This window comes from Brevundimonas fluminis (assembly GCF_003934285.1).
GTDB classification, from domain to species: Bacteria; Pseudomonadota; Alphaproteobacteria; order Caulobacterales; family Caulobacteraceae; genus Brevundimonas; species Brevundimonas fluminis.
The window spans coordinates 1-20660 of record NZ_RQWJ01000004.1 but is presented as its reverse complement, the minus strand read 5'-3'; the positions used below and the strand labels follow the sequence as shown (position 1 = coordinate 20660).

At 68.7% G+C, this 20660-nt stretch carries 34 protein-coding genes; 3 read left to right on the top strand and 31 right to left on the bottom strand.

From position 1 onward, the window contains the following. The first annotated feature begins 5 nt into the window (after nucleotides 1–5). Both EFJ44_RS08940 and EFJ44_RS08935 read left to right on the top strand, forming a co-directional pair. A complete protein-coding gene (locus tag EFJ44_RS08940; RefSeq protein WP_125256880.1) occupies nucleotides 6–938 on the top strand; it encodes a hypothetical protein in 933 nt (310 codons plus the stop codon). Further along, nucleotides 935–1888, top strand: a complete 954-nt coding sequence (locus EFJ44_RS08935; protein ID WP_125256879.1) for a hypothetical protein — start codon at nucleotides 935–937, stop codon at nucleotides 1886–1888. The genes EFJ44_RS08940 and EFJ44_RS08935 overlap by 4 nt, the downstream gene beginning before the upstream one ends. A gap of 77 nt (nucleotides 1889–1965) precedes the next feature. On the opposite strand, the gene rplQ is transcribed toward EFJ44_RS08935, so the two are convergent. The 31 genes from rplQ to EFJ44_RS08780 form a co-directional block, all read right to left on the bottom strand. Continuing rightward, the gene (gene rplQ, locus EFJ44_RS08930; protein ID WP_125256878.1) at nucleotides 1966–2382 is read right to left on the bottom strand and encodes a 50S ribosomal protein L17; all 417 of its coding nucleotides are present in this window, start codon (nucleotides 2380–2382) and stop codon (nucleotides 1966–1968) included. A 105-nt stretch (nucleotides 2383–2487) separates the two neighbouring features. Further along, on the bottom strand, nucleotides 2488–3507 hold the full coding sequence (locus EFJ44_RS08925; RefSeq protein ID WP_125256877.1) for a DNA-directed RNA polymerase subunit alpha: 1020 nt from the start codon (nucleotides 3505–3507) through the stop codon (nucleotides 2488–2490). Nucleotides 3508–3596: 89 nt separating this feature from the next. Further along, complete coding sequence (gene rpsK / locus EFJ44_RS08920) at nucleotides 3597–3986, bottom strand: 30S ribosomal protein S11 (RefSeq protein WP_003164390.1); 390 nt, start codon at nucleotides 3984–3986, stop codon at nucleotides 3597–3599. A 15-nt stretch (nucleotides 3987–4001) separates the two neighbouring features. Further along, a complete protein-coding gene (rpsM, locus tag EFJ44_RS08915; RefSeq protein ID WP_125256876.1) occupies nucleotides 4002–4370 on the bottom strand; it encodes a 30S ribosomal protein S13 in 369 nt (122 codons plus the stop codon). Nucleotides 4371–4535: 165 nt separating this feature from the next. Then, on the bottom strand, nucleotides 4536–5267 hold the full coding sequence (locus EFJ44_RS14075) for an energy transducer TonB (protein WP_125256875.1): 732 nt from the start codon (nucleotides 5265–5267) through the stop codon (nucleotides 4536–4538). A 43-nt stretch (nucleotides 5268–5310) separates the two neighbouring features. Next, on the bottom strand, nucleotides 5311–5874 hold the full coding sequence (locus EFJ44_RS08905) for an adenylate kinase (protein ID WP_125256874.1): 564 nt from the start codon (nucleotides 5872–5874) through the stop codon (nucleotides 5311–5313). Nucleotides 5875–5899: 25 nt separating this feature from the next. Further along, the gene (gene secY, locus EFJ44_RS08900; protein ID WP_125256873.1) at nucleotides 5900–7282 is read right to left on the bottom strand and encodes a preprotein translocase subunit SecY; all 1383 of its coding nucleotides are present in this window, start codon (nucleotides 7280–7282) and stop codon (nucleotides 5900–5902) included. Between the two features lie 108 nt (nucleotides 7283–7390). Continuing rightward, complete coding sequence (rplO, locus tag EFJ44_RS08895; protein WP_125256872.1) at nucleotides 7391–7990, bottom strand: 50S ribosomal protein L15; 600 nt, start codon at nucleotides 7988–7990, stop codon at nucleotides 7391–7393. A 110-nt stretch (nucleotides 7991–8100) separates the two neighbouring features. Beyond that, nucleotides 8101–8295, bottom strand: coding sequence for a 50S ribosomal protein L30 (gene rpmD, locus EFJ44_RS08890; RefSeq protein WP_125256871.1), 195 nt, complete (start codon nucleotides 8293–8295; stop codon nucleotides 8101–8103). A 2-nt stretch (nucleotides 8296–8297) separates the two neighbouring features. Next, nucleotides 8298–8900: a 30S ribosomal protein S5 gene (gene rpsE, locus EFJ44_RS08885; protein ID WP_125256870.1), complete on the bottom strand. Its 603-nt coding sequence runs from the start codon at nucleotides 8898–8900 to the stop codon at nucleotides 8298–8300. Between the two features lie 12 nt (nucleotides 8901–8912). Next, nucleotides 8913–9269 carry a 50S ribosomal protein L18 gene (rplR, locus tag EFJ44_RS08880; RefSeq protein WP_125256869.1) on the bottom strand — a complete coding sequence of 119 codons (357 nt, stop codon included), beginning with the start codon at nucleotides 9267–9269 and terminating at the stop codon, nucleotides 8913–8915. Nucleotides 9270–9272: 3 nt separating this feature from the next. Beyond that, nucleotides 9273–9806 carry a 50S ribosomal protein L6 gene (gene rplF / locus EFJ44_RS08875; RefSeq protein ID WP_125256868.1) on the bottom strand — a complete coding sequence of 178 codons (534 nt, stop codon included), beginning with the start codon at nucleotides 9804–9806 and terminating at the stop codon, nucleotides 9273–9275. A gap of 1 nt (nucleotide 9807) precedes the next feature. After that, nucleotides 9808–10206, bottom strand: a complete 399-nt coding sequence (gene rpsH / locus EFJ44_RS08870; RefSeq protein ID WP_125256867.1) for a 30S ribosomal protein S8 — start codon at nucleotides 10204–10206, stop codon at nucleotides 9808–9810. 16 nt (nucleotides 10207–10222) lie between these two features. Continuing rightward, on the bottom strand, nucleotides 10223–10528 hold the full coding sequence (gene rpsN / locus EFJ44_RS08865; RefSeq protein ID WP_125256866.1) for a 30S ribosomal protein S14: 306 nt from the start codon (nucleotides 10526–10528) through the stop codon (nucleotides 10223–10225). A gap of 19 nt (nucleotides 10529–10547) precedes the next feature. Then, the gene (rplE, locus tag EFJ44_RS08860; RefSeq protein WP_125256865.1) at nucleotides 10548–11105 is read right to left on the bottom strand and encodes a 50S ribosomal protein L5; all 558 of its coding nucleotides are present in this window, start codon (nucleotides 11103–11105) and stop codon (nucleotides 10548–10550) included. After that, nucleotides 11105–11413, bottom strand: coding sequence for a 50S ribosomal protein L24 (gene rplX / locus EFJ44_RS08855; RefSeq protein ID WP_125256864.1), 309 nt, complete (start codon nucleotides 11411–11413; stop codon nucleotides 11105–11107). The genes rplE and rplX overlap by 1 nt, the downstream gene beginning before the upstream one ends. 2 nt (nucleotides 11414–11415) lie before the next feature. Continuing rightward, on the bottom strand, nucleotides 11416–11784 hold the full coding sequence (gene rplN, locus EFJ44_RS08850) for a 50S ribosomal protein L14 (protein ID WP_125256863.1): 369 nt from the start codon (nucleotides 11782–11784) through the stop codon (nucleotides 11416–11418). Nucleotides 11785–11802: 18 nt separating this feature from the next. Next, entirely contained in the window at nucleotides 11803–12045 is a 243-nt protein-coding gene (gene rpsQ / locus EFJ44_RS08845; RefSeq protein WP_125256862.1) for a 30S ribosomal protein S17, read from the bottom strand. Between the two features lie 10 nt (nucleotides 12046–12055). After that, on the bottom strand, nucleotides 12056–12253 hold the full coding sequence (gene rpmC, locus EFJ44_RS08840; protein ID WP_125256861.1) for a 50S ribosomal protein L29: 198 nt from the start codon (nucleotides 12251–12253) through the stop codon (nucleotides 12056–12058). After that, nucleotides 12253–12693, bottom strand: coding sequence for a 50S ribosomal protein L16 (gene rplP / locus EFJ44_RS08835; RefSeq protein ID WP_125256860.1), 441 nt, complete (start codon nucleotides 12691–12693; stop codon nucleotides 12253–12255). The genes rpmC and rplP overlap by 1 nt, the downstream gene beginning before the upstream one ends. 3 nt (nucleotides 12694–12696) lie before the next feature. Continuing rightward, nucleotides 12697–13449, bottom strand: a complete 753-nt coding sequence (gene rpsC / locus EFJ44_RS08830) for a 30S ribosomal protein S3 (protein ID WP_125256859.1) — start codon at nucleotides 13447–13449, stop codon at nucleotides 12697–12699. Continuing rightward, nucleotides 13449–13829, bottom strand: coding sequence for a 50S ribosomal protein L22 (gene rplV / locus EFJ44_RS08825; protein ID WP_125256858.1), 381 nt, complete (start codon nucleotides 13827–13829; stop codon nucleotides 13449–13451). The genes rpsC and rplV overlap by 1 nt, the downstream gene beginning before the upstream one ends. A 3-nt stretch (nucleotides 13830–13832) precedes the next feature. Next, nucleotides 13833–14111, bottom strand: a complete 279-nt coding sequence (gene rpsS, locus EFJ44_RS08820; protein ID WP_125256857.1) for a 30S ribosomal protein S19 — start codon at nucleotides 14109–14111, stop codon at nucleotides 13833–13835. A 3-nt stretch (nucleotides 14112–14114) separates the two neighbouring features. Next, the gene (gene rplB, locus EFJ44_RS08815; protein ID WP_125256856.1) at nucleotides 14115–14951 is read right to left on the bottom strand and encodes a 50S ribosomal protein L2; all 837 of its coding nucleotides are present in this window, start codon (nucleotides 14949–14951) and stop codon (nucleotides 14115–14117) included. A 4-nt stretch (nucleotides 14952–14955) separates the two neighbouring features. Beyond that, nucleotides 14956–15261 (bottom strand): 50S ribosomal protein L23, encoded by a 306-nt coding sequence (locus EFJ44_RS08810; protein WP_125256855.1) that lies wholly within the window; start codon nucleotides 15259–15261, stop codon nucleotides 14956–14958. Beyond that, on the bottom strand, nucleotides 15261–15899 hold the full coding sequence (rplD, locus tag EFJ44_RS08805; protein ID WP_125256854.1) for a 50S ribosomal protein L4: 639 nt from the start codon (nucleotides 15897–15899) through the stop codon (nucleotides 15261–15263). Before rplD ends, EFJ44_RS08810 begins: the two co-directional genes overlap by 1 nt. Beyond that, the gene (gene rplC / locus EFJ44_RS08800; protein ID WP_125256853.1) at nucleotides 15899–16663 is read right to left on the bottom strand and encodes a 50S ribosomal protein L3; all 765 of its coding nucleotides are present in this window, start codon (nucleotides 16661–16663) and stop codon (nucleotides 15899–15901) included. Before rplC ends, rplD begins: the two co-directional genes overlap by 1 nt. A gap of 19 nt (nucleotides 16664–16682) precedes the next feature. After that, entirely contained in the window at nucleotides 16683–16988 is a 306-nt protein-coding gene (gene rpsJ, locus EFJ44_RS08795) for a 30S ribosomal protein S10 (protein WP_003164367.1), read from the bottom strand. A gap of 285 nt (nucleotides 16989–17273) precedes the next feature. Next, on the bottom strand, nucleotides 17274–18158 hold the full coding sequence (locus EFJ44_RS08790) for a GIN domain-containing protein (RefSeq protein ID WP_125256852.1): 885 nt from the start codon (nucleotides 18156–18158) through the stop codon (nucleotides 17274–17276). 59 nt (nucleotides 18159–18217) lie between these two features. After that, on the bottom strand, nucleotides 18218–19156 hold the full coding sequence (locus tag EFJ44_RS08785) for a transcriptional regulator (RefSeq protein WP_125256851.1): 939 nt from the start codon (nucleotides 19154–19156) through the stop codon (nucleotides 18218–18220). A gap of 3 nt (nucleotides 19157–19159) precedes the next feature. After that, nucleotides 19160–20302, bottom strand: a complete 1143-nt coding sequence (locus EFJ44_RS08780) for a GNAT family N-acetyltransferase (protein ID WP_125256850.1) — start codon at nucleotides 20300–20302, stop codon at nucleotides 19160–19162. Between the two features lie 142 nt (nucleotides 20303–20444). On the opposite strand from EFJ44_RS08780, the gene EFJ44_RS13850 reads away from it, so the two are divergent. Next, the gene (locus EFJ44_RS13850; protein ID WP_164511893.1) at nucleotides 20445–20606 is read left to right on the top strand and encodes a hypothetical protein; all 162 of its coding nucleotides are present in this window, start codon (nucleotides 20445–20447) and stop codon (nucleotides 20604–20606) included. The last annotated feature ends 54 nt before the right edge of the window (nucleotides 20607–20660 follow it).

The following is a 20660-nucleotide window of genomic DNA, read 5'->3' as shown; positions in this document are numbered from 1 at the left end:
TCGGCATGAGGCGCTCATCGATCTCGACATGGATGCTGACCGGGGCGCTGTGCGCCGGCCTCGCGGCCCCGGCGGTCGCGCAGGAGGGCGAGGAGCCGTCCACGCGCGTCGACGACATCGTGGTCATCGGCAACGTCCCGCTGCGCGAGCAGATCGACATCTTCGTGGGCGAGGTGACCGAGCCGCCGGAGGGCCGCGGCCCGGCGCGATGGAGCCGGCGCGGCGGCGTCTGCGTCGGCGTGGCCAACCTGCGGCAGGACGTGGCCCAGGCGGTCGCCGACCGCGTTTCCGACCGCGCACGCCAGCTGGGCCTGGCGGTGGGAGAGCCGGACTGTCGCGCCAATGTGCTGATCATCGCCACCGACGACGGGCAGGCGCTGGCCCGGGCCCTCGTTGAGCGCAGCCCCAACGCCTTCCGCCCGGACTACGCGGGCTCGTCGAAGACGCGGCGGGAGCTGGAGCTGTTCGTCGAGACGGACAGGCCGATCCGCTGGTGGCACGTCTCCATGCCCGTGATCTCCGGACAGGGCATCCCGGCGGTCAAGCTGCCCGGCGACGACGCGCCCTTCATCCCCGGGCCAGGTCGGGTGCGAACCGCCGTGCGCAACGTGTTGCTGCGCGCCTACGTCATCGTCGATCTGGACCAGACGGAGCATCTGACCCTGACCCAGCTGGCGGATTACGCCGCCATGGTCGCCTTCGCCCAGATCGACCCCGACGCGGATGTCGGCGCGTTCTCCACCATACTGAACGTGTTCGAGGATCCCGCCGCCACCTCGGAGCTGACGGATTGGGATCTGGCCTATCTGGGCGCGGTCTACACGGGCGAGCGGAACCAGCGCGACCCGCGCTCGCAGGTCGCGGGCGTGGCCGCCTCCATGTACGCGGATCGGGACGCGGCGGTGGAGCGGCAAGCCCCCGCCGCGGCCAGCGAATGACGGGCGCCCTTCCCCGCTCGACCCTGCCCGCGGTCGCCGTCGCGCTGGCGCTCTGCGTGCCCACCTTGGCGCTCGCCCAGGAACGTCCGGCCCAGCAGGAGCCGGAGCCGACCCGGGTGGACGACATCGTGGTCCAGGGCATGCCGCTGCGCGAACAGGTCGCCACCTTCGTGGACGCCGTCACCGCCCCGCCGGCGGGACGCGCCCCCGCCCGCTGGGCGGATCGCGCGGGCGTGTGCGTCGGGGTCGCCAATCTGCAGAGTGAGGCCGCCCAGTTCATGGCCGACAGGGTGTCGGAAGTCGCGCTTCTTCTCGACATGCCGGTCGGCGAGCCCGGATGCAGTCCCAACGTGGTGGTGATGCTGACGGACGACGCGCCGGGCCTGGCGGCGGCCCTCGTCGAGCGCAGCCCCAACGCCTTCCGGCCGCACTACGCCGGAGCCGCCGGGACGGTGCGTCAGCTGAACCTGTTCATGACGTCCGACCGCCCGGTTCGCTGGTGGCATGTGGCCATGCCGGTCACGGGGGAGTCCGGCAACCCCGCCATCAGGATGCCAGGCGACGACCGCATTCCCCGGGTCAAGGTGCCGTTGAGCCGCCTAACCACCACGATCCGCAACGAGCTGCGCCGCGCCTTCATCATCATCGACGTCGATCAGGTGGAGCATCTAACCCTGACGCAGCTCAGCGACTACGTCGCGATGGTCGCGTTCGCCCAGGTCGACCCGGACCACGAGGTCGGCGATTTCCCGTCGATCCTCAACGTGATCGCAGACCCGACGGCCGCGGCGGCGATGACGGATTGGGACCGGGCCTATCTGCAGGCCCTGTACGGGGTCGAACTGAACCGCCGAAGCCCCTCCTCCCAGCTGGGCCAGGTCGTCGCGGACATGTTCCGCGACCGCCGCGAAGCCGGCGGGGACGACGGCGCGCCGCCCGCGCAAGACTGAGCGCGCAAACGAAAGGGGCGGCCCGGTCGCCCCGGCCGCCCCTCGATGTCGTCAACGTCGCCCGTGACGGGCGGCGATCACTCCTCGCCGTCGTCGAACGACTGGACCGGACCGGAGTCCTGGCCCTTGGCGTCCACGTCGCGGTCGACGAACTCGATCACGGCCATGGCGGCGTTGTCGCCGTGCCGGAAGCCCGCCTTCATGATGCGGATGTAGCCGCCGTTCCGCTCCGAGTAGCGCGGAGCGATGGTGTCGAACAGCTTGCCGACCTGGGTCACGTCGCGGACCTGGCTGATGGCCTGACGACGGGCGTGCAGGTCACCCTTCTTGCCGAGCGTGACCAGCTTCTCGACGAAGGGACGCAGTTCCTTCGCCTTGGGCAGGGTCGTCGTGATCTGCTCGTGCTTGATCAGCGAAGCGGCCATGTTGGCGAACATGGCCTGGCGGTGGCTGGTCGTGCGACCGAGCTTGCGATGGGCGGCGCCGTGGCGCATCGGGGTCTCTCCTACTCCGTGCCCGGTTTCCCTCGCGGGGACCTTGGCCCGTCCTCATTCTAACCGCTCCGAGCCCCGCGTACGGGACGGGCGGAAGGGTTGAAACTAGATCTGGTCGTCGAACTTCTTGGCCAGATCTTCGATGTTCTCCGGCGGCCAGTTCGGCACGTCCATGCCGAGGCTGAGGCCCATGGTCGCCAGCACTTCCTTGATCTCGTTCAGCGACTTGCGGCCGAAGTTCGGGGTGCGAAGCATCTCGCCCTCGGTCTTCTGGATCAGGTCGCCGATGTAAACGATGTTGTCGTTCTTCAGGCAGTTGGCCGAACGGACCGACAGCTCCAGCTCGTCCACCTTCTTCAGCAGGGCCGGGTTGAACGGCAGGTCGGGCTTGCCTTCCGACAGGGCCTCGGCCTTCTTCGGTTCGTCGAAGGTGATGAAGATCTGCAGCTGGTCCTGGAGGATGCGCGAGGCGTAGGCCACCGCGTCCACCGGCGACACGGCGCCGTTGGTTTCGACTTCCATGATCAGCTTGTCGTAGTCCAGCGACTGACCCTGACGCGTCGGCTCGACGCGATAGGCGACCTTCTTCACCGGCGAGTACAGGGCGTCGACGGCGATCAGGCCGATCGGCGCGTCTTCCGGACGGTTCTTCTCGGAGGCGACGTAACCCTTGCCGTTCTGGACGGTCAGCTCCATGCGCACGGTGGCGCCGTCGTCGAGCGTGCAGATGACGTGATCGGGGTTCAGAACCTCGATGTCGGCCGGGACGTCGATCTGGCCGGCGGTCACCGGGCCGGGGCCCGTGGCGCGCAGGGTCATGCGCTTCGGCCCCTCGGCGTGCATGCGCAGGGCCAGCTGCTTGATGTTCAGGACGATGTCGACCACGTCCTCGCGCACGCCTTCCAGCGACGAGAACTCGTGCACCACGCCGTCGATCTGGATGGCGGTGACGGCCGCGCCTTGCAGCGACGACAGCAGCACGCGCCGGAGGGCGTTGCCGAGCGTCACGCCGAAGCCACGCTCGAGGGGTTCGGCCACCAGGCGCGCCTTGCGCTGGGCGTCGGAACCGGTCTCGATCTGCGGCTTCTCGGGACGGATCAGCTCTTGCCAGTTACGTTCGATCATATGTGTCCCTCGAAACGGGTTTCGCCGGTCCCCCTCGCCTCGTCAGGGAAGGCGGGACCGGCGGAGAATGGGGTTGCCGAAGTCGTCGCTTAGACGCGACGACGCTTCGGCGGACGGCAGCCGTTGTGCGGCATCGGCGTGACGTCGCGGATGGTCGTGATGGTCATGCCCACGGCCTGAAGGGCGCGCAGGGCCGACTCGCGGCCCGAACCGGGGCCCGACACGTTGACTTCCAGCGTCTTCACGCCGTGCTCAGCGGCCTTCTTGCCGGCGTCTTCCGCAGCCATCTGGGCGGCGTACGGCGTCGACTTGCGCGAGCCCTTGAAGCCCATGTGGCCGGCCGACGACCAGGAGATGGCGTTCCCCTGCGCGTCGGTGATGGTCACCATGGTGTTGTTGAAGCTGGCGTTCACGTGGGCGACGCCCGACGTGATGTTCTTGCGCTCGCGGCGTTTGACGCGACCCGGTTCCTTGGCCATCGGCTGGGCTCTCTCTTACTTCTTCTTGCCGGCGATCGGCTTGGCGGGACCCTTGCGGGTGCGGGCATTGGTGTGCGTGCGCTGGCCGCGGACCGGCAGGCCCTTGCGGTGACGCAGGCCGCGGTAGCAGGCCAGGTCCATCAGACGCTTGATGTTCATCGACGTCTCGCGGCGCAGGTCGCCTTCGACGGTGTAGTCGCGGTCGATGGTCTCGCGGATCTGCAGCACCTCGGCGTCGGTCAGCTGATTGACGCGACGGGCGTCCTCGATGCCCACCTTGCCGATGATGTCGGCGGCGGCGGCCGGGCCGATGCCGTGGATGTACTGCAGCGCGATCAGGACGCGCTTGTTGGTCGGGATGTTGACGCCAGCGATACGGGCCACGAAGATCTCCAGATACGCGCAAACCGGACGCAACAAACGCTCCGGTCAACAGACCTGGAGCGTTGGGCGCCCTTCGCGGAAGGGCGCTCTTATAGACCTGATTCAGCGGGCGTCAACCGTCCGGCAAGACTCCTCGCGCCGACGGGTTCCCGGGGTGCGATGGATTCAGCGCCCGGGACGGCCGAATTCGACGACGATGATGATGTCGCTGACTTCCTCGCGACCGCCCCTCACCTGCGGCGAGAAGCGGTAGAAGCGCTCGGCGGCCGCGACTCCGGCGGCGCCGAACCCTTGTCCTGCCGGGGTTTCCGACGTGACCCGGCAGCGGTCAAGCCGGGCGTCGAGCTGCACTTCGCACGTCACGGTGACCCGGCCGGACCGCCCCCGGGCGTCCGCCGGGTGCAGGCTCTGGAGTTCCCGCATCGAAGCCTGACGGATCGGACGGGCGCGGACCGTGCCGGCGCCCGGGCCGACTCCGGCGCCCCGTCCCCCACCCTGCCCCGTGCCCTCGCCGCCCTGTCCCTGCCCGGGCGTGGTTCCGGGTGAGGGCGAGACGCCGACGACGACCTCGGGCGGTTCCGGGGCGGGCTCGGGAGGCGCGACGACCTCCGGCCGGGGCGGCGGCGTGCGCGCGGGGCGCACGACCGACGGCGCGGCGGGGGCCCCGCCCCCGACCTCCGCGGCCGGCTCGGGCGGTGGCGGCGGCGGCGGAGGCGGCCGGAACAGGGTGATCTCGAACGGCGGGCTGGGAATCGGCGGCATGGGCGTCGGCGCGGTCCGCGCGATGACCGCGAACAGCGCCAGATGCGCCGCGATCACCACAGCGTAGATCGCCGGCTTGCGCCAGCGGTCGGCCCTGTCGGATTTCCGGTCGTGGTCCATGCCCGTCCCTGCCATGCCGAAGCTTAACGCACGACGGGCCGGTTCGGTCAGCGCGGGTTCAGGCGTCCAGCGCGGCGTCCATCTGGGCGGCGACGGCGTCGATCGAGCCCATGCCGTCGATCTCGGTCAGCAGACCCTTGCCCTCGTAGTAGGGCAGCAGTGGCGCGGTCTGGCGATTGTAGACGGCCAGACGGTCCTTGAACGTCTCGGGATTGTCGTCCGGCCGGCCCTGATCCTCGAACCGCTTCGTGATGCGGGCGGTCAGGGCGGCGTCGTCGACCTTCAGCCGGACGACGCGGTCGATCTTCGCGCCGCGCGTCTCCAGCATGGCGTCCAGTGCCTGGGCCTGCGCCACCGTGCGGGGGAAGCCGTCGAAGATGGCCCCGCCGGCGGCCTCGGCCTCCGGGAGGCGGTCCTCGATCAGGGCGATGACGATCTCGTCCGTCACCAGATCGCCGCGCGCCAGCACGTCCTTGACCTTGAGGCCCAGCTCCGAGCCCGAGGCGATGGCGGCGCGCAGCATGTCGCCGGTCGACAGCTGGACCATGCCGCGCGTCTCGACCAGTCGCTTGGCCTGGGTCCCCTTGCCGGCCGCGGGCGGCCCGAACAGGATCAGGTTCATCGCCGCCCTCCCCGAGCGATCAGGCTCAGCGCCGGACCGGCGCGGGCGAGCCGCGGCCGCCGCGACCACGCAGCTTGGCCTTCTTGATGAGGCCTTCGTACTGGTGCGCCAGCAGGTGCGACTGGATCTGGGACACGGTGTCCATGGTCACCGACACGACGATGAGGATCGACGTGCCGCCGAAGTAGATGGCGTTGCCCATGCCCATGACCATGAACTCCGGCAGCAGGCACACCAGGGTGATGTAGCCGGCGCCGATGACCGTCAGGCGGGTCAGCACGTAGTCGAGGTACTCGGCCGTGCGCTTGCCCGGACGGATGCCCGGCAGGAAGCCGCCGTACTTGCGCAGGTTCTCGGCCGTGTCCTCGGGATTGAAGGTGATCGAGGTGTAGAAGAAGCAGAAGAAGATGATCAGCGCGGCGTAGAGCGCGATGAACAGGGGCTGGCCGTGGGTCAGCTGGCCCGTGACGATCGGCAGCCAGGACGACAGCCACGGCGGCAGATCGGCGTTGGCGGTGAACTGGGCGGCCGTGGCAGGCAGCAGCAGCAGCGACGAGGCGAAGATCGGCGGAATGACGCCGGCGGTGTTCACCTTCAGCGGCAGGAAGCTGCGCTCTCCGCCCGCCATGCGGTTGCCTTCCTGACGCTTGGGATACTGGATCAGCAGCCGGCGCTGGGCCCGTTCCATGAAGACGATGAAGACGACGGTCGCCACGGCGAGGGCCGCCAGCAGGAACAGGAAGAAGACCGACATCTGTCCTTGCTGGGCCAGGCCCAGCAAGCGCGCGATGGTCGACGGCAGGACCGCCACGATGCCGGCGAAGATGATCAGCGAGATGCCGTTGCCGACGCCGCGCGCGGTCACCTGCTCGCCCAGCCACATCAGGAACATGGTCCCGCCGGTCAGGACGGTCACGGTCGAGATGATGAAGAAGAGGCCGGGCTGATCGACCAGGCCCGGGGTGGCGTTCAGGCCCACGGCGATGCCGAAGGACTGCATCAGGGCCAGCACCACGGTCAGGTAGCGGGTGTACTGGTTCAGCTGCTTGCGGCCGCTCTCGCCGCCTTCCTTGCGCAGCTTCTCCCACGGCGGATACACCGCGGCCATCAGCTGCACGATGATCGACGCCGAGATGTAGGGCATCACGTTCAGGGCGAACACGGCCATCCGCTCGACGGCGCCGCCCGAGAACATGTTGAACAGGTCCAGGATGCCGCGCTGACCGTCCGGGTCGGCGAAGAACTGGAGGAAGGCCTCGGAGTTGATCCCCGGAATCGGGACGAAGGTGCCGATGCGGTAGACCAGCAAGGCCAGCAGCGTGAAGAGCAGCCGCTTGTGCAGCTCGGTCGCCTTGGCGAACGAGCCCATGTTCATGTTGGCTGCGAGTTGTTCGGCGGCCGAAGCCATGTGTCGTCACCCCGACTGATCAGAACGCGGCGCATCCGACCTGAAGTCGCCGCCTGCGTCCAGATAGGCGAAGGGCGGTCCGTCAGCCAGACCGCCCCGCTCTTTTAGTTACTTGCCGGCCTTGGCGGCGGTGCGCCTGGCGCGGGCCGAGACCTTGTTGGCGTCGCCCTTCGGCGCCTTGGGGGCCGGAGCCTTGCCCTTGGCGGCGTTGCGCTTCTCGACGCGGGCGGCGGCCTTGGCCTCCGCCTCGACGCGCTGCTGGGTGACCGAGCCGCCGGCGGCCTCGATGGCCTTCACGGCGCCGGCCGAGGCCGACCAGACGACCAGGTTCAGCTTGGCCTTCAGCTCGCCCGTGCCCAGGATGCGCACGCCGTCCTTGGCGCGGCGGATCACGCCGGCGGCGACCAGGGCCGCGCCGTCGATGTCCTTCTTGACGTCCAGCTTCTTGGCGTCGACGGCGTCCTGAAGACGCCACAGGTTCACCTCGGCCAGCTTGAGCGCGTTCGGATTGTTGAAGCCGCGCTTGGGCATGCGCATGTACAGCGGCATCTGGCCGCCTTCGAAGCCCAGCAGCGACACGCCGGTGCGGGACTTCTGGCCCTTGACGCCGCGGCCCGAGGTCTTGCCCTTGCCCGAGCCCGGGCCCCGGCCGACGCGCATGCGCTTCTTGTGGGCGCCTTCGTTGTCGCGAATTTCGTTCAGCTTCATGTGCCTGATCCTTTCGGGTGCTAGCGCCCGCTGCGGGAGCGGACTCGGCTGTGAAAATCGAAGGGCCGCCTATAGGCGGCCCCTCCTGTCTCCGCAAGTTGCGGAGACGCTTACTTCTCGACCACTTCGACCATGTGGGCGACCTTGGCGATCATGCCGCGCACCGAAGGGGTGTCCTCCAGAGTGGCCTCGCGGCCGACGCGGTTCAGGCCCAGGCCCACCAGGGTGGCGCGCTGGTCCGACTTGCGACGGATCGGGCTGCCGGTCTGGCGCACGGTGACGGTGTTGGCGTCTTTCTTGGCCATGCTCAGGACTCCACGGCTTCCGGCGCCGAGGCGCCGTCGTTGCGGCGGCCCATCAGGTCGGAGACCTTCTTGCCGCGCTTGGACGCGACCATGCGCGGCGACGACTGGACCTTCAGCGCCTCGAAGGTGGCGCGGATCATGTTGTAGGGGTTCGACGAACCGGTCGACTTGCCCACCACGTCCTGGACGCCCAGGGTTTCCAGCACGGCGCGCATCGGACCGCCGGCGATGACGCCGGTGCCCGGAGGGGCCGCACGCATCATGATCTTGCCGGCGCCCCAACGGCCCGAGCCGTCGTGGTGCAGGGTGCGGTTCTCGCGCAGCGGAACCTTGATCATGGTCTTCTTGGCTTCCTCGGTCGCCTTGCGGATGGCTTCCGGCACTTCGCGCGCCTTGCCGTGACCGAAGCCGACGCGGCCCTTGCCGTCGCCGACGACCATCAGGGCCGCGAACGAGAACCGGCGGCCGCCCTTCACGGTGGCCGCGACGCGGTTGATGTGGACCAGCTTCTCGACGATGTCCGAGTCGGCGTCGTCGACGGCCGGGCCGTTGCGGTTGTCGCGGCGGTTGCGGTCGCCGCCGCCGCGGTTGGGTTCACGAGCCATGCTTCTCGTCCCTTAGAAGTTCAGGCCGGCTTCACGCGCGGCATCCGCCAGCGCCTTCACCCGTCCATGATAAATGTAACCGCCCCGATCGAAGACGACGTCCTTGACGCCCTTCTCGATGGCGCGCTCGGCGATCAGCTTGCCGATCCTGGCGGCGGCCGAGACGTCCGAACCCTTGGAGCCCTTGCCGCCTTCCAGCGACGAGGCGGCGGCGATCGTGACGCCCTGGGCGTCGTCGATGACCTGGGCCGAGATGTTCTTGTCCGAACGGTGGACCGACAGGCGCAGGCGGCCGTTGGCCACCGCCTTGAGGCGGCGACGGGTGCGCTCGGCGCGACGCTTGGCGTTTTGCTTGAGAGTCGTGGCCATGGCTTACTTCTTCTTGCCTTCCTTGCGGCGGACCTTCTCGCCGGCGTAGCGGACGCCCTTGCCCTTGTAGGGCTCCGGCGGACGCAGCTTGCGGATGACGGCCGCGACCTGGCCCACGGCCTGCTTGTCCGGGCCCGAGATCTTGATCTCGGTCTGCTTCGGCACCGCGAAGGTGATGCCGGCCGGAGCCGGCACGTCGACCTCGTGGCTGAAGCCCAGCTGCAGCGACAGGGCGTTGCCCTTCATGGCGGCGCGGTAGCCCACGCCGACCAGCTCCAGGGTCTTCTCGAAGCCCGTGGTGACGCCGGTGACCATGTTGTCGACCAGGGTGCGCGACAGGCCCCACATGGCGCGGGCGCGCGGCGTGTCCGCCTTCAGGCCCAGCGACAGCTCGTCGCCCTCGTGCTTGACCTCGATCTCGTCGGCGACGGTCCAGGCGCGCTCGCCCTTCGGTCCCTTGACGGTGACGGTCTGGCCGTCGAGCGTGACGGTCACGCCCTTCGGCACGGCGATGGTTTTCTTGCCGATACGGGACATCTTAGTAGACCCTGCAGAGGACTTCGCCGCCGACGTTGGCGTCGCGGGCGGCGGCGTCGGACATGACGCCCTTCGAAGTCGAAAGGATCGAGATACCGAGGCCGTTCTTGATCGGCTTCAGATCCGAAATGGCGGAGTAGACGCGACGGCCCGGCTTCGACACGCGGGCGATCTCGGCGATCACCGGCTGGCCGTCGAAGTACTTCAGCTCGATCTCGAACTGGGGGAACTCGCCCGGGTTCTGAACCAGGGAGTAGCCGCGGATGTAGCCCTCGTCCTGCAGCACGTCGAGGACGCGCTGGCGCAGACGCGAAGCGGGGGTCAGCACCTTCGAACGCTTGCGGGTCGCGGCGTTCTTGATGCGGGCGATCATGTCGCTCAGGGGATCGTTGATCATCATGACTTGGTCTCTCCCCTTACCAGCTCGACTTCGTCAGGCCGGGGATCTGGCCCTTGTTGCCCAGCTCGCGCAGCGCGATCCGGCTCATCTTCAGCTTGCGGTAGTAGGCGCGCGGACGACCCGTCACCTCGCAGCGGTTGCGGATCCGGGTCGGAGCCGAGTTGCGCGGCAGGGCGGCCAGCTTCAGGCGCGCGTCGAAGCGCTCCTCCAGCGGCAGGGATTCGTCGTTCGCGATCGCCTTCAGGGCGGCGCGCTTCGCGGCATACTTCGCAACCAGGGCCTTGACGGCTTCGTTGCGGTTTACGGCGCTTTTCTTAGCCATTGTGCTCTTTCCTTCCCGATCAGTTCACGAACGGGAACTTGAACTCGGTGAGGAGGGCCTTGGCCTCCTCATCGGTCTTGGCCGTGGTGCAGACGATGATGTCCATGCCCCACATCTGGTCGATCTGGTCGTAGTTGATCTCCGGGAACACGATGTGTTCCTTCAGACCGGTGGCGTAGTTGCCGCGACCGTCGAACGAGGTGCCCTTGAGGCCGCGGAAGTCCTTCACGCGCGGCAGGGCGATCGTGATGAAGCGGTCCAGGAACTCGTACATCTGGTCGCCGCGCAGGGTGACCTTGCCGCCCACGACCATGCCCTCGCGCAGCTTGAAGCCGGCGATGGAGTTGCGGGCCTTGGTCGGCACGGCCTTCTGGCCGGCGATCATGGTCAGATCCTTGAGGGCCGCGGTGGCCTTCTTGGAGTCGGCCACGGCTTCGCCGATGCCCATGTTCAGGACGATCTTGTCCAGCTTGGGCACCTGCATCTCGTTGGTGTAGCCGAACTTTTCCTTCATGGCGCCGCGGATGCGGGCCACGTAATCCGACTTCAGCCGGGGGGTGTACTTGGCGTCGGCCATCAGATGACGTCTCCCGTCGTCTTGGCGAAGCGAACCTTCTTGTCGCCGTCCATGCGGAAGCCCACGCGCGTCGCCTTGCCCGAAGCGTCGGCGATGGCGACGTTCGACAGGTGAAGCGAGGCTTCCTTGTTCTTGATGCCGCCCTGCGGGTCGGCCTGGGTGGGGCGGGTGTGGCGCTGGACCATGTTGACGCCCTGAACCACCACGCGGTTCTCGGACGGCAGCACCTTCAGGACCTGGCCGGTGCGGCCCTTGTCCTTGCCGGTCAGCACGACGACGTTGTCGCCCTTCTTGATCTTGGCGGCCATGGTCACAGCACCTCAGGCGCGAGAGAGATGATCTTCATGTGGTTCTTGGCGCGCAGTTCGCGCGGAACCGGGCCGAAGATGCGGGTGCCGACCGGCTCGTTCTGCTTGTTGACGATCACGGCGGCCGACTTGTCGAAGCGGATCACCGAACCGTCCTTGCGGTTGATGTCCTTGGCGGTGCGCACGACGATGGCGCGCACGACGTCGCCCTTCTTCACGCGGCCACGCGGAATGGCTTCCTTCACGGAGGCGACGATGGTGTCGCCGATCGAGGCGTAGCGGCGCTTCGAGCCGCCCAGCACCTTGATGCACATGACCCGGCGAGCGCCCGAATTGTCGGCCACGTCCAGGTTAGTTTGCATCTGGATCATTGGATCAGATCCTTCTGATTACGAGGCCGAGGCCGGGGACAGGACTTCCCACGTCTTCAGCTTGGACTTCGGGGCGCACTCGACGATGCGGGCCACGTCGCCGACCTTCAGCGCGTTGGACTCGTCGTGGGCGTGATACTTCTTGGAGCGGCGGACGGTCTTCTTCAGGACCGGGTGCAGCAGGGTGCGCTCGACCTTGACGACGACGGTCTTGTCGCCCTTGTCGGAGACGACCACGCCTTCGAGAATTCGCTTCGGCATCTTCGTTTCCTTACGCGTTCACGCGCTTCTCACGCAGCAGCGTGGAGATGCGGGCGATGTCCTTGCGCACTTCCGAGACCCGATGGGTCTTTTCCATCTGGCCGGTGGCGGCCTGGAAGCGCAGGTTGAACTGCTCCTTCTTGAGCTTCAGCAGCTCGTCGGACAGCTGGTCGACGGTTTGCGACCGGAGATCGGCGATCTTGGTCATCAGGCGGCGGCCTCCACATGAGCGACGCCGGCGTCGAGGCGGGTGACCACCTTGGTGCGGACCGGCAGCTTGGCGGCGCCCAGGCGCAGCGCCTCGCGGGCGATGTCGTCCGGCACGCCGTCGATTTCGAACAGGATGCGGCCCGGGTGGCAGCGCGCGGCCCAGTGGTCCACGGCGCCCTTGCCCTTGCCCATCCGGACTTCCGCCGGCTTGCCGGTCACCGGCAGGTCGGGGAACACGCGGATCCACACGCGGCCCTGACGCTTCATCTGGCGGGTGATCGCGCGGCGGGCCGCCTCGATCTGACGCGCGGTGATGCGTTCCGGCTCCAGCGTCTTCAGCCCGTAGGAGCCGAAGTTCAGCGAGAACCCGCCCTTGGCCGAACCGTGGATGCGGCCCTTGAAGGCCTTGCGGTACTTGGTCTTCTTCGGTTGCAGCATGACTTAGCCCTCACGCCCGCGATCGCGACGCGGACCGCGGTCGCCGCGGGGGCCGCGCTCGCGGCCTTCGTTCGACGACGGACCCGAGGCTTCCTGGGCCCAGCGCTTGTCCTGGGCCATCGGGTCGTGCTCGAGCACTTCGCCTTTGAACACCCAGACCTTCACGCCGATGATGCCGTACGTCGTCTTGGCTTCGTAGAAGCCGTAGTCGATGTCGGCGCGCAGGGTGTGCAGCGGCACGCGGCCTTCGCGGTACCATTCCATGCGGGCGATCTCGGCCCCGCCCAGACGGCCCGACACGTTCATCCGGATGCCCTTGGCGCCCAGACGCATGGCCGACTGCATGGCGCGCTTCATGGCGCGGCGGAAGGCCACGCGGCGCTCCAGCTGCTGGGCGATGTTCTCGGCGACCAGCTGGGCGTCGACTTCCGGCTTGCGGACCTCGACGATGTTCAGGTGAACCTCGCCTTCGGTCTGGGCCGCGATGTCCTTGCGCAGCTTCTCGATGTCCGCGCCCTTCTTGCCGATCACGACGCCCGGACGGGCGGCGTAGATCGTCACGCGGCACTTCTTGTGCGGGCGCTCGATGATGATGCGCGACACGCCGGCGGCCGACAGGCGCTCCTTCAGCCACTCGCGCAGCTTCAGGTCCTGGTGCAGCAGCTTGGCGTATTCCTGACCGCCGGCGAACCAGCGGCTGTCCCAGGTGCGGTTGACGCCGAGGCGCAGACCGATCGGATTGACTTTCTGACCCATCAGGCGGCCTCGCCGGCTTCGCGGACCACGATGGTGATCTCGCTGAACGGTTTCAGGATGCGCGACGAGCGGCCACGAGCGCGGCTCGCGAAACGCTTCATCACCAGGTTCTTGCCCACGAAGGCCTCGGCGACGACCAGGTTGTCGATGTCGAGGTTGTGGTTGTTCTCGGCGTTCGACACGGCGCTGTAGAGCACCTTGCGGACGTCGGTCGCGATGCGCTTGCGGCTGAATTCCAGCTCGTTCAACGCCTTCTGGACCGGCAGGCCGCGGATCGACTGGGCGACCAGGTTCAGCTTCTGCGGGCTGATCCGGACGTTCACCAGCTTGGCGCGGGCCTCAGTCGGGGCGACCCGACGTTCGTTCTTGGTCTGGGCCATCGGTTACTTCCTCTTGGCCTTCTTGTCCGCCGCGTGGCCCGGGAAGTTCCGGGTCGGAGCGAACTCGCCGAACTTCATGCCGACCATCTCTTCGGAGACCGACACCGGCACGTGCTTCTGGCCGTTGTGGACGCCGAACGTCAGACCGACGAACTGCGGCAGGATGGTGGAGCGGCGCGACCAGGTCTTGATCACGTCCTTGCGGCCCGACGACGAGACGGCGTCGGCCTTCTTGAGCAGATACCCGTCGACGAACGGGCCTTTCCAGGATGAGCGGGCCATGTCTTAGCGAGCCTTCTTGGCGTGGCGGCTGCGGATGATGAACTTGTCCGTCGCCTTGTTCTTGCGGGTGCGGGTGCCCTTGGTGTCCTTGCCCCAGGGCGTGACCGGCGTCCGGCCGCCCGAGGTGCGGCCTTCACCGCCGCCGTGCGGGTGGTCGATCGGGTTCATGGCCACGCCGCGGACGTGCGGGCGGAAGCCCATGTGGCGGACGCGGCCGGCCTTGCCCAGGTTCTGGTTCATGTGGTCGGGGTTCGAAACCGCGCCCACCGTGGCCATGCAGCCGTCCAGGACCATGCGAAGCTCGCCCGAACCCAGACGGATCTGGGCGTAGCCGGCGTCACGGCCGACCAGCTGGGCGTAGGCGCCGGCCGAACGGGCCAGCTGGGCGCCCTTGCCCGGCTTCATCTCGATGTTGTGGATGATCGTTCCGACCGGCATCGAGCGCAGCGGCATGGCGTTGCCCGGCTTGACGTCGACCTTCTCGCCCGCGACCACCGTGTCGCCCGCCTTCAGGCGCTGCGGCGCGATGATGTAGGTCTTCTCGCCGTCGGCGTAGGTCACCAGGGCGATGAAGGCGGTGCGGTTCGGGTCGTACTCCAGACGCTCGACCGTGCCGACCGCGTCGAACTTGCGACGCTTGAAGTCGATCTTGCGGTACAGCGTCTTGGCGCCGCCGCCGCGGAAGCGGACGGCGATGCGACCGCCCTGGCCGCGGCCGCCCGACTTGGTCAGGCCTTCGACCAGCGACTTCTCGGGACGGCCCTTGTGGAGCTCCGAGCGGTCGACAAGCACCAGGGCGCGGCGGCCCGGCGACGTCGGATTGTAAGTCTTCAGCGCCATCGGATCAGAGCCCCGTGGTGACGTCGATCGACTGGCCCTCGGCCAGCGTCACGATCGCTTTCTTGATGTCGACGCGACGGCCCTGGATGCCCCGGAACCGCTTGGTCTTGCCCTTCTGAACCAGGGTGTTGACCTTGACGACGTTGACTTTGAACAGGCTTTCGACCGCCGCGGCGATCTCGTCCTTGGTCGAGGTTCCGGCGACGCGGAAGACGACCTTGTTCTGCTCCGACAGGATCGTGGCCTTCTCGGTGATCACCGGAGCCAGGATGGTGTCGTAGTGCTTGGCGGTGGGTTGGGCGCCGGCCATCACGCGGCCTCCTTCTTGGCGAAGCGGGCCTCGATCGCGTCGACGGCGGCCTTGGTCAGCACCAGCTTGTCGGCCCGCAGGATGTCGTAGACGTTCAGGCCGGCGTTCGGCAGGACGTCCACGTGCGGGATGTTGCGGGCGGCCAGGCCGAAGTTCTCGTTCACTTCCGGGCCGGCGATGATCAGGGTCTTCGTCCAGCCCAGCTTGCCGAACTGCTCACGCAGCGCGGCGGTCCTGGCTTCCTTGACGTCCACCGAGTCCACGACGACCAGATCGCCCGAGACGACCTTGGACGACAGGGCGTGGCGCAGGGCCAGGGCGCGGACCTTCTTCGGCAGGGAGAAGCCGTGGTCGCGGACGACCGGGCCGAAGGCGCGCGAGCCGCCGACGAACTGCGGCGCACGGCGCGAACCGTGACGGGCGCCGCCGGTGCCCTTCTGCTTGTACATCTTCTTGCCGGTGCGAGAGTTCTCGTTCCGGGTCTGAACCTTGTGCGTGCCGGCGCGACGCTTGGCCAGCTGCCAGTTGACGTAGCGGGCCAGCAGGTCGCCGCGGATGTCGGTGATGCCGAACACGGCGTCCGACAGCTCGACGTCGCCGGAGGCCTTGCCGTCCAGTTTGATGACCGGGAGTTTCATTACGCTTCACCGCCTTCGGTGGCTTCAGCGGCCGGAGCGGTCTCTTCCGCCGGGGTCTCGGCGGGCTGCTCGGCGGCGGCCGGAGCCGACTTGGACTTGATGCCGCCCGGGAAGGGGGCTTCGGCCGGACGGGCCTTCTTGATCGCGTCGCGGACCTTCACCCAGGTCCCGTCGTGGCCCGGGACCGCGCCCTTGACCAGGATCAGGCCGCGCTCGCTGTCGATGCGGACGACGGTGAGGTTCTGGACGGAGACGATCTCCTGACCCAGGTGACCGGCCATCTTCTTGCCCGGGAAGGTGCGGCCCGGATCCTGACGGTTGCCGGTCGAACCATGCGAACGGTGCGAGACCGAGACGCCGTGCGTGGCGCGCAGGCCGCCGAAGTTCCAGCGCTTCATGGCGCCGGCGAAGCCCTTGCCGACGGTCGGCGCCTGGACGTCCACCTTCTGCCCGACCACGAAGTGATCGGCGGTGAACTCGGCGCCCACGTCCAGCAGCCCGTCCGCGTCGACGCGGAACTCGGTGACGTAGGCCTTCGGCTCCACCTCGGCCTTGGCGAAGGTCTCGCGCTGGGCCTTGTTGGTGTTCTTGGCCTTCTTCGTGCCGGCGCCCAGCTGCAGGGCGACGTAGCCGTCCCGCTCCTGGGTGCGCTGGCCGACGACCTGGCAGCCGTCGAGTTGAAGCACAGTGACCGGAACGTGCGCGCCGTCATCGGCGAACACGCGGGTCATGCCCAGCTTCTTGGCGATCACGCCCGTGCGCATCGGATCCCGCCTTCTCTTCTTAGATCTTGATCTCGACGTCCACGCCGGCGGACAGGTCGAGCTTCATGAGCGCGTCCACGGTCTGCGGGGTGGGGTCGACGATGTCGAGGACACGCTTGTGCGTGCGGATTTCAAACTGCTCGCGCGACTTCTTGTCGACGTGCGGCGAACGGTTCACGGTGAACTTTTCGATCAGGGTCGGCAGCGGGATCGGACCACGAACGGTCGCGCCCGTGCGCTTGGCGGTGTTGACGATCTCGCGCGTCGAAAAGTCGAGGACGCGGTGATCGAAGGCCTTGAGCCTGATGCGGATGCTTTGATCCATATCGGTGCTTATCCCAAGCGGTCGGAGGACCGCGTCCCTGTGAACCATTTCAAAGACCGAAGCCTTCGGGCCGAAGCCCTCAGGGTACGCAATCCGCAAAAACGATCGGCCTGCACGGCGAGCCGTGAGGCCGAATGAACCCAAGAGTCTGCAAAGAACAGGGTCTTGAGGCGTTCCCGCGGACCGCGTCTGCACCCGGGGGTGCACAGCCGGCCCAACAAGAGTTGCGGCTTATGACGGGTGACTCGCCCGTCGTCAAGCGGCGAAATCGTGGCGTGGCGGGCCTCAGCGGCCCACGGTCACCCGGCCGCCGCCCATGATGTTGCGCTCGGTGCGACCGGTCACCTCGGCCACGCGCACGTCGCCGCCGCCCATGATCGAAACGTCGAGGTCGCCGACCGTGCCGTCGAAGACGACGTCGCCGGATCCGGCGATGTTGACGCCCAGATCCGCCAGTCGCCCGCCGCGCACGGCCACGTCGCCGGAACCGCCGATGTTGACCTCGCCCCGGCCGCCCGTCGCGCCGGCCAGGATGACGTCGCCCGAGCCTCCGATGTTGACCTGGAAGTCGCCGGTCGTGCCGGCGCGGACCTCGCCGGAACCGCCGATGTTGATCTCCAGTTCGCGGGTGTTGCCGAGGACCGCCGAGCCCGAGCCCCCGATGTTCAGCCGCACGTCGCCGCTCACGTTCGGCACGGTCCAGTCGCCGCAGCCGCCGATCGACAGGTCGACCTCGCGCGCGCCCTGCCCCACCGTGCCGTAAACGCCGCCGCCGGCGGCCACCTTCACCGCGCGCGGAGCGCGGACGATGACCAGCGGCGCGTCCGCCAGATTGACGCGCCCGACGCCGCGCACGTCGACGCTGGCGCCCTGTCCCGGCTGGGTCCCGCCCGGAGGGCCCGAGCGGCAGTCGCGGATGCGGCTGTGGCGCATCATGAACCGGCGCTCGCTCAGACCGCCCTCGACCACGGTCGTGCCGCCTTCCTGGCGCACGCGCAGCGCCGGCAGGTCGGCGCGGCCGGCCTCGACCGACACGGCCACGTCGGTGCGGTCCTCGACGATCACGACCACGCGGGCCACGGCGTCCTTGATCTCCACCTCCTGCGCCACGGCGGGCGCGGCCGCGGCGACGGCCATGGCGACGGCGGAAACGGCGAGAATGGTCTTCATGGCGGGGCTTCCCTCTCCAGGATCTGATGCCCGGAAGGTGCGCCCGCGTCCGCCGCAGGTCACTTTAAATCGAGGTCATGACCTCGATGTAAGGAAGCTCGGTCGGCGAGCGCCCGCGCGCCGTCCGCGACCCCCAGCTCGGGCTCGAAGTCGCGCTCGAAGTGGGCGATGCGGCTCTTCAGCCCGCCGACGCGCTTCAGCGCCAGCGAGGCCGCCCAGCGCGCCGCCAGCTCCGGCGTGGCCATCACGTCCGTCGGTCGGGGCCGCGCCCCGCGGCTGCGCAGCACGGCGTTGGTGTACAGGGCGCCGTTGCGCCAGCGCGACGGCCAGGTCTGGAAGTCCATCGACAGGCTGACGCAGAACCGGTCGAGGTTCTCCACCCGGTGCGGCGCGTACAGCGGCCAGGTCAGGGCCTGACCCGGCTCCAGATCGATCACGGTCGCGTCGCCCTCGAAGGCGCGGACGTAGGGCAGCTCCTCCGTCGTCTGGCGCGCCACCACCTGCTCCATGCAGCGCTCGGGCAAGTGCGCCTCGTCGCCCGGATAGACGAAGATGCGCTTGCGGCCCCGCAGGTGGAACAGGACCACCCCCGCCGGGTCGAAATGATAGGGCACGCGCGCCTTGGGGGACGACAGGATCAACTGGCCGGCGTTGGTGACGGCCTTCATGCCCGGATAGGCGCGCTGGATGCGGGCGAACTCGTCCATGGCGGCGTCCCACAGGTCGGGCGCGGCCTCGGCGGCGTTGCGGATGTTGACCCACAGACGACCGGCCTTGATCGCCTCAAGCAGCTCCGCCCCCGACAGCCGCCCCCGCGCCCCGGTGCGCAGCGAGACCTGCCCTTCGGCGTCGTAGTCGTAGAGGTTGATGTCGAACAGGTCCGCCGGGCAGCGGTCCAGCAGGGCCGCCAGCCAGGCGTCCTCGGCGAAGCCCTGCTCGTTCAGCGTGTGCGCGTGGACGGCGGCCTCGCGGATCGGACCGGCGTAGCGGGTGGTCATGGCTCAGGCCCTCGCGGCGGCGGAAGACGGGGACAGCCTGGCGGCGGCGGCGCCGACGGCGGACAGGGCGCCCCTCAGACGCGCGCCCGGGGTGATCTCGCAGGCCTCGATGGCGGCCCACCGGCGCCGGACGCTGGCCCCCAACCGGCTGCCCCTGCCCTCGCCCGTGGCGTTCAGCAGACCCACGGCCGCGCGGCCGGCGCTGCGCGCCAGACCCGGCCGCTCGATCACCGCCTCCACGATCCGCCGCTCGGCGTTGCAGAAGTACTTCTTGTAGCTCTCGCCCTGGAAGCCGTAGTCGAAGACCCTGTACCCCTCGGCGCCGGCCAGGCGCATGGTGTCCATGCTCAGCAGGATGCCCGGCGAGCATCGCGCGACGGCGGGGTCATAGGCCGGGAACCAGAAGTGATACTGGTCCGTGGCGTGCAGCGAGATTTCCAGCGCCGCCAGCCGGTCCCCGCCCCACAGGGCCGCCATCGAGGCGCCGAACCGTCCGCGGTGGTCCCGCGTCAGCGCGTGCAGCACGTCGCGGGTCCAGCCGCAGGCGAAGACGTCGTGGCGCCCCGTGCGCCGGTACTGTTCGCGCTTCAGGTCGATCAGGTGGTCCAGCAGGGCCGGGTCGGTCAGGCCGCGCGCGACCCGGATCGGACCCAGCTCGGCTTCGAGGCTGCGCCGGGCGCGTTCCTTGTCCTTGAAGTATTTGCCGAAGGCGGCCCGACGCTCGGCGTACCAGGCGTCGTAGCCGTCCGGCAATGCCGCCTGCACCGTGGCGCGGCGCTCGCCGCCGTTGGCCGGACCGACCCAGCCGCCCACGCTCAGGCGCGGCGCCTTCAGCAGTTCGGCGACCTGCTCCAGGCCGATGGCCTCGGCCCGGTCGGCGACGACGCCGTGGTAGTCGTTCAGCGGCGCGGCCAGCGGCTGGATCGAACCGCCGCGCCGCTGATGCGGAAAGAAGCCGACCACCCGGCCGCCGCGCCGGAACAGCGCCACCCTCGCGCCGGGCGTCACGGCGCCGGCGACCTGGGTGAACTCCGGCTGGAAATAGGGCGAAACCAGATCCGGATCGGCGTCGGCCATGCGCCGCCAGGCGTCGACCAGCGACGCGTCCAGCTCGTCCGGCGAGATCAGGTCGACCGACAGGCTCATGGTCCGGCTCCGTCCGCCCGCGCGCATGCCGGGCCGTCCCGCATCCTGCCCCGGGCGCCGTTGCGGCACGGTTTAGGGGCATGGTGAACGAAACCTGCGGCGGCGGCCGGGCGTTGCCGTCCGGAACCCACGGAGCCTCCCCATGACCGCCCGCCAGCCCGGCCGCCAGAACGAGTATGAACAGGAGAAGCCCGTCCGCGACGGCGAGCCGCCCCACCCGGCGCAGGAGCCGCCGGGATCCGAAGGCTCGTCCAACAGCGGCGAGACCGCCACTGACCCGGCGACCGGCGAACCGAACGACTGATCTTTCCGGAAAGCGGAAGGCCCCGGGATCGCTCCCGGGGCCTTCCTTCATGCA